The 15,616-nt window shown below is 63.6% G+C and carries 16 protein-coding genes and 1 pseudogene; 13 read left to right on the top strand and 4 right to left on the bottom strand.

Annotated elements, in window-relative coordinates:
- Positions 1 to 47 precede the first annotated feature (47 nt).
- The 7 genes from LGH82_RS23985 to LGH82_RS23955 all read left to right on the top strand — a co-directional run bounded on the left by LGH82_RS23985 (position 48) and on the right by LGH82_RS23955 (position 5,436).
- Complete coding sequence (locus LGH82_RS23985; RefSeq protein ID WP_227345125.1) at positions 48 to 914, top strand: SDR family oxidoreductase; 867 nt, start codon at positions 48 to 50, stop codon at positions 912 to 914.
- A 24-nt stretch (positions 915 to 938) separates the two neighbouring features.
- Positions 939 to 1,130 (top strand): twin transmembrane helix small protein, encoded by a 192-nt coding sequence (locus LGH82_RS23980; protein ID WP_227345124.1) that lies wholly within the window; start codon positions 939 to 941, stop codon positions 1,128 to 1,130.
- Between the two features lie 20 nt (positions 1,131 to 1,150).
- A complete protein-coding gene (locus tag LGH82_RS23975; protein WP_227345123.1) occupies positions 1,151 to 1,732 on the top strand; it encodes a cob(I)yrinic acid a,c-diamide adenosyltransferase in 582 nt (193 codons plus the stop codon).
- A 30-nt stretch (positions 1,733 to 1,762) separates the two neighbouring features.
- Entirely contained in the window at positions 1,763 to 2,569 is an 807-nt protein-coding gene (locus LGH82_RS23970) for a rhomboid family intramembrane serine protease (protein WP_227345122.1), read from the top strand.
- A gap of 173 nt (positions 2,570 to 2,742) precedes the next feature.
- Complete coding sequence (locus LGH82_RS23965) at positions 2,743 to 3,492, top strand: electron transfer flavoprotein subunit beta/FixA family protein (protein ID WP_227345121.1); 750 nt, start codon at positions 2,743 to 2,745, stop codon at positions 3,490 to 3,492.
- 20 nt (positions 3,493 to 3,512) lie between these two features.
- Complete coding sequence (locus tag LGH82_RS23960; protein ID WP_227345120.1) at positions 3,513 to 4,442, top strand: electron transfer flavoprotein subunit alpha/FixB family protein; 930 nt, start codon at positions 3,513 to 3,515, stop codon at positions 4,440 to 4,442.
- A gap of 115 nt (positions 4,443 to 4,557) precedes the next feature.
- Positions 4,558 to 5,436 carry a 3-hydroxybutyryl-CoA dehydrogenase gene (locus LGH82_RS23955; protein ID WP_227345119.1) on the top strand — a complete coding sequence of 293 codons (879 nt, stop codon included), beginning with the start codon at positions 4,558 to 4,560 and terminating at the stop codon, positions 5,434 to 5,436.
- A gap of 33 nt (positions 5,437 to 5,469) precedes the next feature.
- Here the strand turns inward: LGH82_RS23955 and LGH82_RS23950 are convergent, their stop codons facing one another.
- The 3 genes from LGH82_RS23950 to LGH82_RS23940 all read right to left on the bottom strand — a co-directional run bounded on the left by LGH82_RS23950 (position 5,470) and on the right by LGH82_RS23940 (position 8,787).
- Entirely contained in the window at positions 5,470 to 7,437 is a 1,968-nt protein-coding gene (locus LGH82_RS23950) for a PAS domain S-box protein (protein WP_227345118.1), read from the bottom strand.
- A 158-nt stretch (positions 7,438 to 7,595) separates the two neighbouring features.
- Entirely contained in the window at positions 7,596 to 8,234 is a 639-nt protein-coding gene (locus LGH82_RS23945; RefSeq protein WP_227345117.1) for an NrsF family protein, read from the bottom strand.
- Position 8,235: 1 nt separating this feature from the next.
- Positions 8,236 to 8,787 carry a sigma-70 family RNA polymerase sigma factor gene (locus tag LGH82_RS23940; protein ID WP_227345116.1) on the bottom strand — a complete coding sequence of 184 codons (552 nt, stop codon included), beginning with the start codon at positions 8,785 to 8,787 and terminating at the stop codon, positions 8,236 to 8,238.
- A 273-nt stretch (positions 8,788 to 9,060) separates the two neighbouring features.
- Between LGH82_RS23940 and LGH82_RS23935 the strand changes: the two genes are divergently transcribed.
- The 4 genes and pseudogenes from LGH82_RS23935 to LGH82_RS23920 all read left to right on the top strand — a co-directional run.
- A complete protein-coding gene (locus LGH82_RS23935) occupies positions 9,061 to 10,068 on the top strand; it encodes an iron ABC transporter substrate-binding protein (RefSeq protein ID WP_227345115.1) in 1,008 nt (335 codons plus the stop codon).
- Between the two features lie 171 nt (positions 10,069 to 10,239).
- On the top strand, positions 10,240 to 11,817 hold the full coding sequence (locus LGH82_RS23930) for an ABC transporter permease (RefSeq protein WP_227345114.1): 1,578 nt from the start codon (positions 10,240 to 10,242) through the stop codon (positions 11,815 to 11,817).
- Entirely contained in the window at positions 11,814 to 12,896 is a 1,083-nt protein-coding gene (locus LGH82_RS23925; RefSeq protein WP_227345113.1) for an ABC transporter ATP-binding protein, read from the top strand. The genes LGH82_RS23930 and LGH82_RS23925 overlap by 4 nt, the downstream gene beginning before the upstream one ends.
- A 1-nt stretch (position 12,897) precedes the next feature.
- Positions 12,898 to 13,215 (top strand): annotated as a pseudogene (locus LGH82_RS23920) (EAL domain-containing protein); the annotation flags it as partial.
- Here the strand turns inward: LGH82_RS23920 and tlpA are convergent.
- Positions 13,207 to 13,896 carry a thiol:disulfide interchange protein TlpA gene (gene tlpA, locus LGH82_RS23915; protein ID WP_227345112.1) on the bottom strand — a complete coding sequence of 230 codons (690 nt, stop codon included), beginning with the start codon at positions 13,894 to 13,896 and terminating at the stop codon, positions 13,207 to 13,209. The pseudogene LGH82_RS23920 and the gene tlpA sit on opposite strands and share 9 nt — an antisense overlap.
- Before the next feature lie 35 nt (positions 13,897 to 13,931).
- On the opposite strand from tlpA, the gene argH reads away from it, so the two are divergent.
- Together argH and lptM are read left to right on the top strand one after the other, a co-directional pair.
- A complete protein-coding gene (argH, locus tag LGH82_RS23910) occupies positions 13,932 to 15,332 on the top strand; it encodes an argininosuccinate lyase (protein ID WP_227345111.1) in 1,401 nt (466 codons plus the stop codon).
- Positions 15,333 to 15,401: 69 nt separating this feature from the next.
- Complete coding sequence (lptM, locus tag LGH82_RS23905; protein WP_227345110.1) at positions 15,402 to 15,608, top strand: LPS translocon maturation chaperone LptM; 207 nt, start codon at positions 15,402 to 15,404, stop codon at positions 15,606 to 15,608.
- Positions 15,609 to 15,616 lie beyond the last annotated feature (8 nt).

Below are 15,616 nucleotides of genomic sequence, written 5' to 3'. Positions count from 1 at the left end.
CCCTTCGATTGTCTCGACGCCGCGAATATGGGAAGTGAATGCGGCAAATGGCAACCCTTCGTCAAACCACGAATTCACCCGCGAAAGAGTTGCGCACAATCATCGTCACCGGCGCGTCGTCTGGAATAGGCGCCTATTGCGCCCGCGCGCTGCGGGCGGAAGGTTGGCGTGTGTTCGCGACGGCGCGAAAGCCCGAGGACATCGCCGCGCTCGAAGCCGACGGCGTCGAAGCCTTTTATCTGGACTATGGCGAGCCCGGCTCCATCGAGGCGCTGGTGGCTTCGGTGGTCGAGCGCACCGGCGGACGTATCGATGCGCTGTTCAACAATGGCGCCTACGCACAGGCCGGCGCGGTCGAGGACCTGCCCGTCGCGGCGCTGCGGGCACAGTTCGAGACGAATGTCTTCGGCTGGCATGACCTCACCTGCCGCGTCGTGCCCTTGATGCGCCGCCAGGGGCATGGCCGCGTCATCCATTGCTCCTCGATCCTTGGCCTGGTACCGGTGCCGTTTCGCGGCGCCTATTGCGCATCGAAACACGCACTCGAGGGCCTCATGCTCTGCATGCGCCAGGAACTCCAGAGCAGCGGCGTTCATGTCTCGCTGATCGAGCCGGGGCCGGTGATCTCGAAGATCGCCAGCAATGGCCTCGCGTGGTTTGTGAAGAACATCGACCACGAGAATTCCGTCCATCGCATCGACTACGCCGCACAGCTGGAGCGCTTGCGGGCTGGTGGCAGCAAGTCGCGCGGCAAGCCTGGCCCGGAAGTGGTTCATGCCGCCTTGCGCCATGCACTTCTGTCGCGGCGCCCACGCCCGCACTATGTGGTAACAATGCCGGCCAGGATCGGCGTCATGCTGAAACGAATCCTGCCCGCATCGATACTCTACCGTCTGCTTGCCAACCGCGCTTGAACGCAATCTAATTGGAAATCCACGATGGCAATCGTCTTTAAAATCCTCGCAGCCCTCGTGATGATCGCGGTGGTGATCGTCTTGATCCGCGGCCTCATCAACATGATGCGTGGCGGCTCGGGCATGACCTCGAACAAGCTGATGCAGGCACGTGTGCTGCTGCAGTTCCTGGCGGTGGTGCTGATCATGCTGGTGGTGTATTTCACCCGTAAGTAACCACCGTTTGGGGGCATTGCGTGGTCAAGCTCAACAAGATCTACACCCGCACGGGCGATGACGGCACCACCGGCCTTGGCACCGGCGAACGACGGCTGAAGTCCGATCTTCGCGTCGATGCCTACGGCACGGTCGACGAAGCCAATGCCTGCATCGGCATGGCCCGGGTCCATACCGCCGTGACCGACCCGTCGATCGACGCGATGCTCGGCCGCATCCAGAACGATCTCTTCGACCTCGGCGCCGACCTTGCCGTGCCCGATGACGGCAAACCGCTGGGATATGAGCCCTTGCGCATCACCGCCACGCAGACCGACCGGGTCGAGAAGGACATCGACCTCCTCAACAAGGACCTTCAGCCGCTCAAATCCTTCGTGCTGAATGGCGGCACCCCGGCGGCGGCGGCCCTTCATCTTGCCCGCACGGTAGCGCGGCGGGCCGAACGGCTGATGGTGGCGCTGGCGCAGGACCCGGGCGAGCACGTCAACCGCGATGGTCTGAAATACATCAACCGCGTATCGGATTTTCTGTTCGTCGCGGCCCGGGCGGTCAATGACAATGGAAATGCCGACGTGTTATGGGTTCCCGGCAAGAACCGCTGAATTTGCCGAGCGGGACAGGTCCTGGCACTCATGTTCATCCCGCTCTACGACAGCAACAGGCTTCGCCACATCAGGCTGCAATATGTGACGATCGGCCTGATCGCGCTCAACGCCATCGTCTATCTCATCACATCGCTCAGCGGCGAGAATTTCACCAACGCGGCCGTGCTCGGCCTGGGCTTCATTCCCTCCGTCGTCCACAACACGGCGGAACTGGATCCCCGCTTCGTGGTGATCCCCGAGCAGTTGAGCTACGTTACCTATGCCTTCCTGCACGCGGATATCTTCCACCTTGGCGGCAATATGGTGTTCCTGTGGGTGTTCGGCGACAATGTCGAGGATGCGCTGGGCCATATCCGCTATCTGATCTTCTATCTGCTATGCGCCATCGCCGGCGCCTTGTTCCAGAGCCTGGTGGCATGGGATTCGCAGGAGCCGCTGATCGGCGCCTCGGGCGCCATCGCCGGCGTCGTCACCGCCTATCTGATCCTTTACCCGCGAGTGAAGGTATGGGTCCTCGCCTTTGCCCGCATTCCGCTGCGCATTCCCGCCTTCATCCCGCTCGTCCTATGGGTCCTGTTTCAGGTCGTGATGTTCGCCCGCGGCGGCGAGGACCAGATTTCCTGGGCCTGCCATATCGGCGGCATCATCGCCGGAGCCATCCTGGTGCTTGTCCTGCGCAGCCGCGGCGTGCCGCTTTTTGCAGCCGCTGACGAGGACGTCCCGACTGCCAACGCTGATCAGCCCCCCGTCACCACCGATCCGGCAGCGAGCGAACCGCCCGCCTCCCAGCCAGCGCCGCGCTGGGGCCGGGGAAGCATTTCAGGTCCTGACTGAACCGATTTGAGTCTTCTGGCTGTATTGACGCGCAGGGTTGCCGCAACTAACGAAGCGGTACCGCTCAGGCGGATGAAGACCAGAATTCCGCCCGAAATGTCGGCTTTCGACAACTCTGAAGAGGCTCACGCTGCTATAGCGCGCCCAACTATCTTGAAAGAGGTGACAAGCAAATGAAGATCCTTGTGCCCGTGAAGCGGGTTGTGGATGCGAATGTTAAAGTTCGCGTGAAGGCTGACGGCTCGGCGGTTGAGCTGGCGAATGTGAAGATGGCGATGAACCCGTTCGACGAGATCGCCGTCGAAGAGGCGATCCGCCTGAAGGAAGCCGGCAAGGCCGAAGAGATCATCGTCGTGTCGATCGGCCCGCAGCAGGCACAGGAAACCCTGCGCACCGCGCTCGCCATGGGCGCCGACCGCGCCATCCTGGTCAAGACCGACGAGCAGACCGAGCCGCTGGGCGTCGCCAAGGTGCTGAAGGGCGTCGTCGACGCCGAGCAGCCCGGCCTGGTCATCCTCGGCAAGCAAGCGATCGACGACGACAGCAATCAGACCGGCCAGATGCTGGCCGCCCTTCTGGGCTGGGCGCAGGGCACCTTCGCCTCCAAGATCGTGCTCGATGGCGACAAGGCCAAGGTGACGCGCGAGGTCGACGGCGGCCTGCAGACGCTGGAACTGAAGATGCCGGCGATCGTGACCGCCGACCTTCGCCTCAACCAGCCGCGCTATGCCTCTTTGCCCAACATCATGAAGGCCAAGAAGAAGCAACTCGACGAGAAGAGCCCGGCCGACTACGGCGTCGACGTCAAGCCGCGGCTGAAGGTGATCAAGACCGAGGAGCCGAGCGGCCGCAAGGCAGGCGTTAAGGTCAAGAGCGTCGCCGAACTGGTCGACAAGCTCAAGAACGAAGCCGGCGTGCTCTGAGATCGGAAGGAACAGATAAAATGACCATTCTCCTCATCGCCGAACACGACAACGCAACGCTTTCGGAGCAGACCGCCAAGGCGCTTTCGGCAGCGCTCCAGATCGGCTCGGACGTCCATGTGCTGGTGGCTGGCAAGGGCGCTAAGCCGGCGGCCGATGCCGCGGCCAAGCTCAAGGGTGTAAGCAAGGTGCTGCTCGCCGAAGCCGACGAACTCACCGAGCAGCTCGCCGAGCCAATGGCCGCGCTCGTCGTTTCATTGGCCGGTGGCTATGACACGATCATCGCGCCGGCGACCTCGTCGGGCAAGAACGTCTCGCCGCGCGTGGCGGCCCTGCTTGATGTGGCGCAAGTGTCCGAGATCATCGAAGTCGTCTCGCCCGACACGTTCAAGCGGCCGATCTATGCCGGCAATGCCATCCAGACGGTGCAGTCGACCGACGCCAAGAAGGTGATCACCGTCCGCACGGCCTCCTTCCAGGCAGCACCCGAAGGTGGTTCAGCTTCAGTCGATACCGTCAAGGCGGCGGCCAATCCAGGCCTGTCCTCCTTCGTCGAGAACAAGCTGTCGGAGACCGATCGTCCGGAGCTGACCTCGGCCAAGATCATCATCTCGGGCGGACGCGCGCTCGGTTCGGCTGAGAAATTCCAGGAAGTCATCCTGCCGGTCGCCGACAAGCTCGGTGCCGCCGTCGGCGCGTCCCGCGCCGCCGTCGATGCCGGCTATGCCCCGAACGATTGGCAGGTCGGCCAGACCGGCAAGGTGGTCGCCCCCGATCTTTACATCGCGGTCGGCATCTCTGGCGCCATCCAGCACCTTGCCGGCATGAAGGATTCGAAGGTCATTGTCGCCATCAACAAGGACGAGGAGGCACCGATCTTCCAGGTCGCCGACTACGGCCTCGTCGGCGATCTCTTCGTCATCCTGCCGGAACTGCAAAAGGCGCTTTGACGCTTTCTGGCAAGCGTATTAAATAGTGAGGGGTGGGGTAGACGAAGTCGCCCCGCCCTTTTAGTTTGCACCGCACAAAAACAGGCCGCAAAGGCCTTATGACGGGATCGGTGTAATGAGCAAGATCGAGACGATCGGCATCATCGGCGCGGGCCAGATGGGTGGAGGTATCGCCCATGTCTCCGCGCTTTCAGGCTACAAGGTACTGATATACGATATTTCACCCGACCGCATCGAGAAGGGCATTGCCACGATCAGCGGCAACATGGCCCGTCAGGTCGGATCCGGTAAGCTCGAGGAAAAGGTGCGCAACGACGCCATCGCGCGCATTTCGGCGGCGCCGAACATGGCCGACCTTGCCGGCGCCGACCTCGTGATCGAGGCGGCGACCGAGGACGAGACGGTCAAGCGCAAGATCTACGCCCAGCTTTGCCCGCAGCTCAATCCCGAAGCCATCCTGGCGACCAACACTTCGTCGATCTCGATCACGCGGCTTGCCGCGCAGACCGACAGGCCGGAACGTTTCATCGGCATCCATTTCATGAACCCAGTGCCGCTGATGAAGCTGGTCGAGCTGGTGCGCGGTATCGCCACCGAGGACCAGACCTTCGAAGCGGCCAAGACCTATGTGAAACAGCTCGACAAGACGATCACGGTCTCGGAGGATTTCCCGGCCTTCATCGTCAACCGCATCCTGCTGCCGATGATCAACGAAGCAATCTACACGCTCTATGAGGGCGTCGGCTCGGTCGATGCCATCGACACCGCCATGCGGCTCGGCGCCAACCATCCGATGGGGCCGCTGCAGCTGGCCGATTTCATCGGGCTGGACACCTGCCTGTCCATCATGCAGGTGCTGCATGATGGCCTGTCGGATTCGAAATATCGCCCTTGTCCGTTGCTGGTGAAGTATGTCGAGGCGGGCTGGCTTGGCCGCAAGACCGGGCGCGGATTCTACGACTATCGCGGCGAGCACCCCGTCCCGACGCGCTGAGTCTTCAACAGGGCATAAACGGATTCCGCGAAATCAGGACGCCGCCGCAAGCGGCTTCGGCGTCCCTGGACTGGCTGTTGTCTCATCCTCGTCCGGCGTCGCGAAAACGCATCCCCGGCCGGCGGCCTTTGCTACGTAGCAGGCCGCATCGGCCAGCGCGATGATCTCGTCGACTTCGCCGCAGCCGGCGCGGATCGCGGCCAGCCCGATGCTGGCGCCGATCTGATGGGGCCGGCCATCCCACAGGAAGCCCAGACCCCGGATCGCGTCGATGATCGATCGCGCGGCTATCTTGGCGCTCGCGGCCGAACCTGACTTCAGGATGACGGCGAATTCATCGCCGCCAAGACGCGCGACGATATCCTCCGGGCCAAGCGCGCCACGCATCGCACCGGCAACCTGCTTGAGCAAGGCATCACCCGCGGCATGGCCGCTGGTGTCGTTGACCAGTTTGAAATGGTCGAGATCGACGAACATGAACTGATGCTCGGCGCCGGACCTGCGCGCCTGATCGACCAGATCCTCCATGGCGCGTATGAAGCTCGAACGGTTGGCAAGTCCGGTCAGTGCATCGTGAGCGGCGGCATGGGCGAGTTGGCGCTGCAGGGCGCGCGCATCGATAAAATCCTGGAAAACGATGACCAGCCCGCAGAACTCGCCGCGATCGTTGATGATCGACGATACGACCTGACGGATGCTGCATCGCGTGTCATCGCGCCGGATGAGCACCGCACGGCTATTCTGATCCGAGGGCGCGTTGCCACTGACTGAAGGCCGCGTCACGCCGATCCTTTGTCCCGTCTCCTCGTCGACCGCCCAGTAGACATGGCCAAGCATCTTGCCGAGAGCATCGAGGCCCGCGACGCCGGTCAGCTTCTCGGCAACCGGATTCATGAAGGTTACGCGGTTCGCGGCATCCGTGCAGATGACGGCGTCGCCGATCGATAGAAGCGTTACCCGCAGCCGCTCCTTCTCGTCGGCCAGCATCGCGGCGGACACGGCGAAGCTTTCCTCGGCCTGCTTGCGGCGCGTGATGTTGGTGAGGCTGCCGATGGCCCTGACCAATCGTCCTCCATCGTCACGTTCGATGGCCTTGCCGCGATCGAGTATCCATATCCAGTGACCGTCCTTGTGACGCATCCTGAACTCGGCTTCGAAGAAATCCGTCTTGCCCTCGAGATGGGCCCGGTCGGCCTCCGCGACCATTTCACGATCGTCAGGATGGATCATCGTCAGCCAGCGGTCGGGGTCGCCGTCGAGATCGCCCTCCGAATAACCCAGCATCTTCACCCAGGTCCCGGAATAGGTGGTGCCACCCTTGCGCCTGTCGAGATCCCAGACGCCTTGGCCAGCGCCCGCCAAGGCAAAGTTCCAGCGCGTCTCGGCTTCGGCTATCCGCGCCTCGGATTGCTTGCGCGCGTCGATGTCCTCGATCTGCGAGACGAGATAGAGCGGCCGGCCGCTGTCCGTATCGCGGATAATGGAGCCGGCAAGCTGGGCCCAGACAGAGGTTCCTTCCTTCCTGAGGTAGCGCTTTTCGAAGTGAAACGTATTGGCCATTCCATCCGTCAGGCCCTCCATCGTTTCGCGGCCGGCCTGGACATGGTCTGGATGCGTGATCTGCAGGACGGTCAGCGCCTCGATCTCCTCGCGGGTGTAGCCAAGCATGGTGGCGAAGGTGGAATTGGCCTTGAGAATGCGGCCATCGAGGCCGACCACGGCGATGCCGATTGGCGAATCCTCCATCATCCGACGAAAGCGCTGCTCGCCCTCGGCGATCTGCCGGCGATCCCGCGATATGCGAAGGACGAACAGGCCTATGAGGGCACCGGCTCCGGCGATCACCACGAAGGATATTTGCAGGCTGAGCCTGAGGGTCTCGGCTCCGACGTCGAGGCGCGGCAACAGGACCAGCGCCAGGACAGCGATGAAGCTCGCTACCGGCAACGCCAGCAATGCCTGTCGCTCAGGCCTAAAGCCGAAAAGATGCCGCGACGTCACGATCCGAGCCACCCCAGCGCAATCGTTTCCCTGTAAAATCTTGACGGATCGATTTTAAGGAAATCTTGCGCCGCGGGTGTGAGCTGCACCACGAACCGGCAAACAATTGCCGGCATGATTAAGGATCGGTGTCTATTGGCCGGGATCGGTGCCTGTCGCTACCAGCGCACGAAGAATCGGCCCCCCAGCGCGCCAAGCACGGCAAGGGCGCCGATTGCGATCGTGTACCAGGTGGCCACGAAAAGCGGCGAATCGTCGAAGCAGTGCGCGGCATAGAAGGTCGCCGCCAGCCCACCGGCGAGCAGGCCGGCAACAGCGCCGGCAAGCACCGGCCGCGTTGGGGCGCCGTAGCGCAGCATCCACAGGAAGACGGCAAGTGGCCCGATACCGATCAGCGGTATGAAGGTCATGCAAATATACATGTTGGTACCGACCAGACGCGTGCCCCAGTCGGCCGAGGGCACGGCGAACAGCTCCAGAATGACGGCCACGGCCACGAGCAGCGGCGCGGCGATCATCCCCATGGCCGCCCGACCCGTCGCTGCGCCGGGGACCGACAGGGCGCGGATAAGGACAAAGGCGCTGACCGCAAGCACAGCCGTGAAGACGAATTTGGACAGGAAGCGCATCGTATGCGCGGCCGCCATGAAATCGGGACGCGGACCGATCGTCAGCATGAAAACCGCTGCCGCGATCAAGGCGGCGGCGCCGGCCGCCATCCACCAGGCCGAGCGCAACGGCATCGCCTTGTTGCGAACATCGGCGTCCAGCGCCTTGATGAGATCGTCCGTTCTCATGTCATTCCCGCCCGAAACGCCCCTGCCCAAACCGCTTGGCAATGGCGGCCAGCCCGCGATGCAGCGACACGCGCACCGCCGTCTCGCTGATGCCGAACTTGGCTGCCGTCTCGCCGATGGAACGGCCTTCCACCGACACAGCCGAGACCACGGAACGCTGGGCCGGCGACAGGCTGTCCAGCGCCCGGTTGATGTCGCGCTCGCTGACGGTGTCCGCTTCCGGCTCGGCGAAAGTCTCGGCGATATCATCGACATCGATCTCGATGCGCCGCCCGCGCCGCCGGAACGCATCGATCAGCTTGAAACGGGCGATGGCGTAAACCCACGGCAACACCGGCGCATCCTGGCGCCAAGTATGTCGTTTCACATGAATGGCCAGCAAGGTTTCCTGCACGACATCCTCGGGGTCGACTCCGCCCTGCACGATCTTGCGCCGGGCAAAGCCCCGAACGAGCATGGCAACCCGGTGCAGAAAGTCGGCGTAAGCCCTTTCGTCTCCCGCGATCGCGGCCCGCATCAGCCGGGAAAGCTCGGCCTCGTCCTTGCCGGTCACAAGAGTTCACTCCCCGATGTTCGCGCTTGCGTGCTGATTTGTTACGTGGCCGGCGAAATAATGTCCAAGGCAAAGTGCCGGGAAATCACGAAAACCGCGGCCTTGGACAATTCCATGGTGCCGCCGTTCTCATCACGCTGAATTGTCCGCCGCCGCATCGGTCTTTCGCCCCGGCGACCGATTGAAGCAGCCCGTCAATGTTGACTATTGATGTCATGTATTGATAGCTGCGGCCGTGCCAAACCCAAGACCATCAAGATCGAGGATTACGCAATGAGATATGCTCTTTCCACCCTTGCCGGCGCCACCGCGCTCGCAATCAGCCTGATCGTCGGTCCGGCGATGGCCGATGATGCCGGCATCATCGTCTACAACGCCCAGCACGAGAGCTTGACCAAGGAGTGGGCCGAGGGCTTCACCAAGGAAACGGGCATCAAGGTCACCGTGCGCAACGGTGGCGACAGCGATTTCTCCAACCAGATCGTCGCTGAAGGCGCTTCCTCGCCCGCCGACGTGTTCCTGACGGAAAACTCGCCGGCCATGGTGCTGGTAGAGAGTGCCGGCCTGTTCGCACCGGTCGAAGCCGATACGCTGGCCCAGGTTCCGCAGGACTACCAGCCGGCGAGCGGCAAATGGGTGGGTGTGGCCGCGCGCAGCACAGTCTTTGCCTATAACAAGACCAAGCTGACCGCCGACCAGTTGCCGAAGTCCATGCTTGATCTCGCCGATCCGAGCTGGAAGGGCCGTTGGGCCGCCTCGCCATCGGGCGCCGACTTCCAGGCGATCGTCAGCGCGCTTCTTCAGCTCAAGGGTGAAGCCGCCACGGCCGACTGGCTGAAGGCGATGAAGACGAATTTCACGGCCTACAAGGGCAACAGCACGGTGATGAAGGCAGTCAATGCCGGCGAAATCGATGGCGGCGTGATCTACCACTATTACTATTTCGGTGATCAGGCCAAGACCGGCGAAAACAGCAAGAACGTCGAGCTGCATTATTTCAAGAACCAGGATCCGGGCGCGTTCGTCTCGATTTCCGGTGGCGGCGTGCTGGCCTCGAGCAAGCATCCCAAGGAAGCACAGGCCTTCCTGAAGTGGGTGACCGGCAAGGGTGGCCAGGAGGTTCTGAAGACCGGTGATTCCTTCGAATACGCGGTCGGAAAGGGCGCAGAATCCAATCCAAAGCTGGTGCCGCTGGCCGATCTGCAGGCGCCGAAAGTCGATGCGACGACGCTGAACTCCAAGAAGGTCACCGATCTGATGACCGCGGCCGGCTTGCTTTAGTCAGCATACGTCCTAAAAGGGCAACGACTGCGCTCCCGCGGGACTTCGCTTTCCGCGGGAGCGCTCTGTTTTCGAGATGGCATTCGCCAATGACGACACGCTGCGTTTCCAACCGCCTTCGCGACACCGCAACCGTTTCCGCCACCGGGCGGCGGCGGAGCGTCTGAGCTGATGCAGCCCGCCGCCGATCTGGCGCGTTCAGGCCTGCCGTCGGGAACAACGGGCCGACATCGCCGGCCGCTGTCGTGGATTGCGATCGTCGCCGCCTTCGTCTCGCTGTTCGCTCTGCTGCCCCTCGCCTTCATCATCTGGGTTGCCGTGCAGACCGGCTGGGAAACCGTGGCGGCGCTGGTCTTCCGGCCGCGCGTTGGCGAGCTTCTGGTCAACACCGTCCTGCTGGTGCTGCTGGCCGTGCCGATCTCCATCGTTCTGTCGGTGGCGCTGGCATGGCTCACCGAGCGCAGCGACCTGCCCGGCGCCCGGATTTGGGCGTGGCTTGCGGTGGCGCCGCTCGCCATCCCCGCCTTCGTCCACAGCTACGCCTGGATCACCATGGTGCCCAGGCTGCACGGCCTGTGGGCCGGCGTTCTCGTTTCCGTCATCGCCTATTTCCCATTCCTCTATCTGCCGGTGTCGGCGGCCCTGCGCCGCCTCGACCCCGCTTTGGAGGACGCGGCGGCGGCGCTCGGCCTTGGACCCTGGCGCGTGTTCTGGCGCGTCGTGCTGCCGCAATTGCGGCTGGCGCTCTGTGGCGGCTCCCTGCTGGTCGGGCTGCATCTTCTGGCCGAGTATGGCCTCTATGTCTTCATCCGCTTCGACACCTTCACCACCGCGATCGTCGACCAGTTCCAGTCGACCTTCAACGGACCGGCCGCCAACATGCTGGCCGGCGTTCTGGTCACCTGCTGTTTCGTGCTGCTCGGGCTGGAAGTGCTGGTGCGCGGCGAGGAGCGCTATGCCCGCGTCGGTTCCGGCGCGGCGCGCCAGCAACAGCGCACGAAGCTCGGACGCGCCACAATCCTCTGCATGGTTCTGCCAATCCTCACCACGCTGCTGGCGCTTGGCGTACCCTTCGTCACCATCGGCCGCTGGCTCGTGGCTGGCGGCGCCGATGTCTGGCGTTTCGACGAAATCGGCCTGGCGCTCGGGCAGACGCTGTTCCTGGCGCTTGCCGGTGCGCTGCTCGCCACCGTCGCCGCCATGCCGATGGCCTGGATATCGATCCGTGCTCCCGGCCCCCTGCAACGCCTGCTGGAAGGCTGTAACTACATCGTCGGCTCGCTGCCCGGCGTCGTCGTGGCGTTGGCCCTGGTCACCATCACGGTGCGCATTGCCATGCCGCTCTACCAGACCCTGTTCACGATCCTGGTCGCCTACGCGCTGATGTTCCTGCCGCGCGCGCTGGTCAGCCTGCGGGCCTCGATCGCGCAGGCGCCGGTCGAGCTCGAACGTGCGGCCTCGAGCCTTGGCCGGCCGCCGCTCAAGGCGCTGTGGTCGACGACGATCCGCCTTTCGGCGCCAGGTGCCGCCGCCGGCATGGCGCTGGTGGCGCTCGGCATCATGAACGAGTTGACGGCGACCCAGATGCTGGCGCCCAATGGCACCCGCACGCTGGCGATGGCGTTCTGGTCCTACAGCGGCGAGATCGACTATGCGTCGGCGGCACCCTATGCCCTGATCATGGTGGCGATGTCGCTGCCGCTGACCTGGTTGCTCTATGTTCAATCGAAGCGGATGGCCGGGCGATGAGCTTTCTTGAACTCAATGGCCTGCACAAGCACTACGGCCCGGTCGCCGCGCTTGCCGGCGTCGACCTCAAGGTTGCCAGCGGCAGCCGCACGGCGATCGTTGGCCCCTCCGGCTGCGGCAAGACCACCCTGCTGCGGCTGATCGCCGGCTTCGAGGCGCCGGACCAGGGCCGGATCGTGCTCGATGGCACGGTGCTGGCCAATGGCGGCAGCGCGGTACCCGCGCATCGCCGCGGCGTCGGCGTGGTGGCGCAGGACGGCGCCCTGTTCCCGCATCTGACCATCGCCGACAATATCGGCTTCGGCATGGCGCGTGACGAGGACAAGCGCGCGGAGCGCATCGTCGAACTCGCCTATACCGTCGGGCTCGACAAGGCGATCCTGAAACGCCATCCACACGAACTCTCGGGCGGCCAGCAACAGCGCGTGGCGCTGGCGCGGGCCATGGCCATGAAACCCCGGCTGATGCTCCTCGACGAGCCGTTCTCGGCGCTGGATACCGGCCTGCGCGCCTCGATGCGCAAGGCCGTGGCCGAGCTTCTTGAGGCCGCCGGCATCACCACCATCCTGGTGACCCACGACCAGGCCGAGGCCCTGTCCTTCGCCAGCCAGGTGGCTGTCATGCGCGACGGCAGGTTCTCGCAGATCGGCACGCCGCGCGAGCTCTATCTCAAGCCGAAGGACAGGATGATCGCCGAGTTCCTTGGCGATGCCATTATCCTGCCGGCGAAGATATCGAACGGCTTCGCCAACTCGCCGCTCGGACGTATCGCCGTCGACACGAAGGAGCAGCGCGATGTCGCCCGCATCATGCTGCGTCCCGAGCAGATAGGGCTGAAACGAACCTCACGCGAGGGCATGTCGGGTACCTCGGACATGCCATTCGGCGAGGTGACGGAATCCGAGTTCGCCGGTTCGACATGCATGATCGCGGTGCGGCTTCTCAACAGCGCCGATCCGCCCGATGCCGCCGCGATCGGCAACACGCCGTTGATCCTGCGCAAGCCCGGCATGGATGCACCAATGGTCGGCGAGATCGTCCGGCTGACCGTATCCGGAAAGGCGCATGTATTCGCCTAACAAGATTGACGGATCCTTCACCAAGTCGGTTGACAGCAACGGCCAGGTCGCGGCCATCGTACGCGCCGTGCTGAGCCTGGGGCGCGGCCTCGGCCTGCCTGTCCTGGCGGAAGGCGTCGAAACGCTGGGCGAACTGAAATTCCTCGATGCCGAGGCCTGCGTGATCGGGCAAGGCTACTATCTTAGCCGGCCGAGCCCGATTGAAACGTTCGGCGAGCTGACCGGCGTGACGACACCGGTGATCCAGGACGAAGATGCCAGGCAGCGCGGCGGAAGCATCCTGATGCTGGAGCCAGCAGCCGCCTTGCGCTCAGCCTGATGGAGCGAGCGCCGCTTCCACCAGTCTGTTGGCGTCTGGCCCCGACCACTCGGCCGGGCCGTTCATATGGGCGATCAGGCAGCCCTCGCCATCGACCAGCATGGTCACAGGCAAGCCAAGCGCCAGGCCGCGCGTCTTGAGATCGTTGAACAGCGCCATCGTCGAATCGCGGTAGTAGCCGAGCGACTCGACGCCGGTGTCCTTGAGGAACTTTTTCGGCTTCACATCGTCGCCGGCATCGACATTGACGGCGACGACTTCGAACGCGTTGCTGCCCTTTTCCTTCTGCAGCGCATCGAGCGCCGGCATCTCGGCACGGCACGGCGCGCACCAGGTCGCCCACAGATTGAGCAGCACCGTCTTGCCGGCATGGTCGGCGATCGTCATCGGCTTGCCATCGGGGCCATTGAAGGCGAGGCTTCTCAGCGATTGCGGCGGGTCGGCCGGCAAAAGTGCGGCGACCTGTCCGGTGGCGGAGGCAGCGACCTTCTTGGCGCGTTCGCTCTTGGCGGCGCAGGCGACATCGTCCTTGCTGTCGCCGACAGCGGCCTGCTGTGCTGGCGCGTTGTTGCCAGAACCGCTCTCCCTGACATATACCGCGACCGCGCCGGCAAGCACGCCCGCCACCAAAGCGGCAAGGATGAGGCGCGGGGCCGGGAAAAGTCTATTGCGGTCTGCCATTTCTGAAATTGCTCCGGGACACAGGTTTTATAGCGATGAACGACAAGAAGGCCAGCAACCAGATGTGGGGCGGACGTTTTGCCTCGGGCCCGGCCGCGATCATGGAAGCCATCAACGCGTCGATCTCGTTCGACCGCAAACTCTATGCACAGGACATTCGCGGCTCGATCGCCCATAGCGAGATGCTGGCGCAAGCGGGCATTATTTTGGCGGCCGATCAAGAAAAGATCGCTCACGGGCTGAACACGATCCTGAAAGAGATCGAAGCCGGCACGTTCGAGTTCTCGACCCGGCTGGAAGACATCCACATGAATGTCGAGGCCCGCCTCGCCGAGCTGATCGGCCCGGCGGCGGGACGGCTGCACACCGCCCGCTCACGCAACGACCAGGTCGCCGTCGACCTCAGGCTCTGGGTCAAGGACGAGTGCTTTCGCGTCGCCGAGGCGCTGAAAGGCCTGATCGCGGCATTCCTGGAACGCGCCGAAGAGCACGCGGCAACCGTCATGCCCGGCTTCACCCATATGCAAACGGCGCAGCCGGTGACCTTCGGCCATCACTGCATGGCCTATGTCGAGATGTTCGGCCGCGACCTGTCGCGCGTCCGCGACGCCATCGAACGCATGGACGAAAGCCCGCTGGGTTCGGCGGCCCTTGCCGGCACCAGCTTCCCCATCGACCGGCACGCAACCGCGAAAGCGCTCGGCTTCCGCGAACCGATGCGCAATTCCCTGGACGGGGTTTCGGACCGCGATTTCGCGCTCGAATTCCTTGCCATGGCGGCGATCTGCGCGACGCATCTGTCGCGGCTGGCCGAGGAGATCATCATCTGGTCGACGCCGCAATTCGGCTTCATCAGGCTGTCGGATAGCTTCTCCACCGGCTCGTCGATCATGCCGCAGAAGAAGAACCCGGATGCCGCCGAACTGGTGCGTGGCAAGACCGGTCGCGTCAACGGCCATCTGGTCGGCCTGCTGACCGTGATGAAGGGCATGCCCCTGACGTATGGCAAGGACATGCAGGAGGACAAGGAATCGGTGTTCGACGCCGCCGAGACGCTCGACCTGATGCTGGCGGCGATGACCGGCATGGTCTCCGACATGACGGTGAACGCAACAGCGATGAAGAAGGCTGCCGGCTCCGGCTATTCGACGGCGACCGACCTTGCCGACTGGCTGGTGCGAACGCTCGGCTTGCCGTTCCGCGAGGCGCACCATGTCACCGGCCGCGCGGTGGCGCTGGCCGAGGAGAAGAAGGTGGCGCTGGACAAGCTGTCGCTCGAGGATTTGCAATCCATTCATCCCGGCATCACCTCGGACATATTCTCGGTGCTTGCGGTGCAGAATTCGGTGAAGAGCCGGACAAGCTTCGGCGGCACCGCGCCATCGGAAGTGCGCAGGCAGATACGCTATTGGAAAAAGCGGCTGGCGAAGGCTTGAGCTAGGGTGCAATACGCCGAAAACTCGGCTAAAAGCGGCGGCGGACAATAGTTTCGGACGGATGGATCGATGACCGGAAGCAGAATTTTGATGACGCTGACGCTTCTGGCAGCGATGGCCGCCGTGACGGCCTGCGGCAGGAAGGGCGCGCTCGACACGCCCTATGAGGCAGCCGTGCAGGCCCGCAAGGATGCCGAGAGAGCCAAGCAGCCCGTACCGCCGGAGCCGACAAAACCGGTCGAAGACAAGAAGTTCATTCTCGACCCGTTGATCTAGATTTCCGG

Source organism: Mesorhizobium sp. PAMC28654, from assembly GCF_020616515.1.
GTDB lineage: Bacteria > Pseudomonadota > Alphaproteobacteria > Rhizobiales > Rhizobiaceae > Mesorhizobium.
This window is presented reverse-complemented; position numbering and strand designations above follow the sequence as displayed.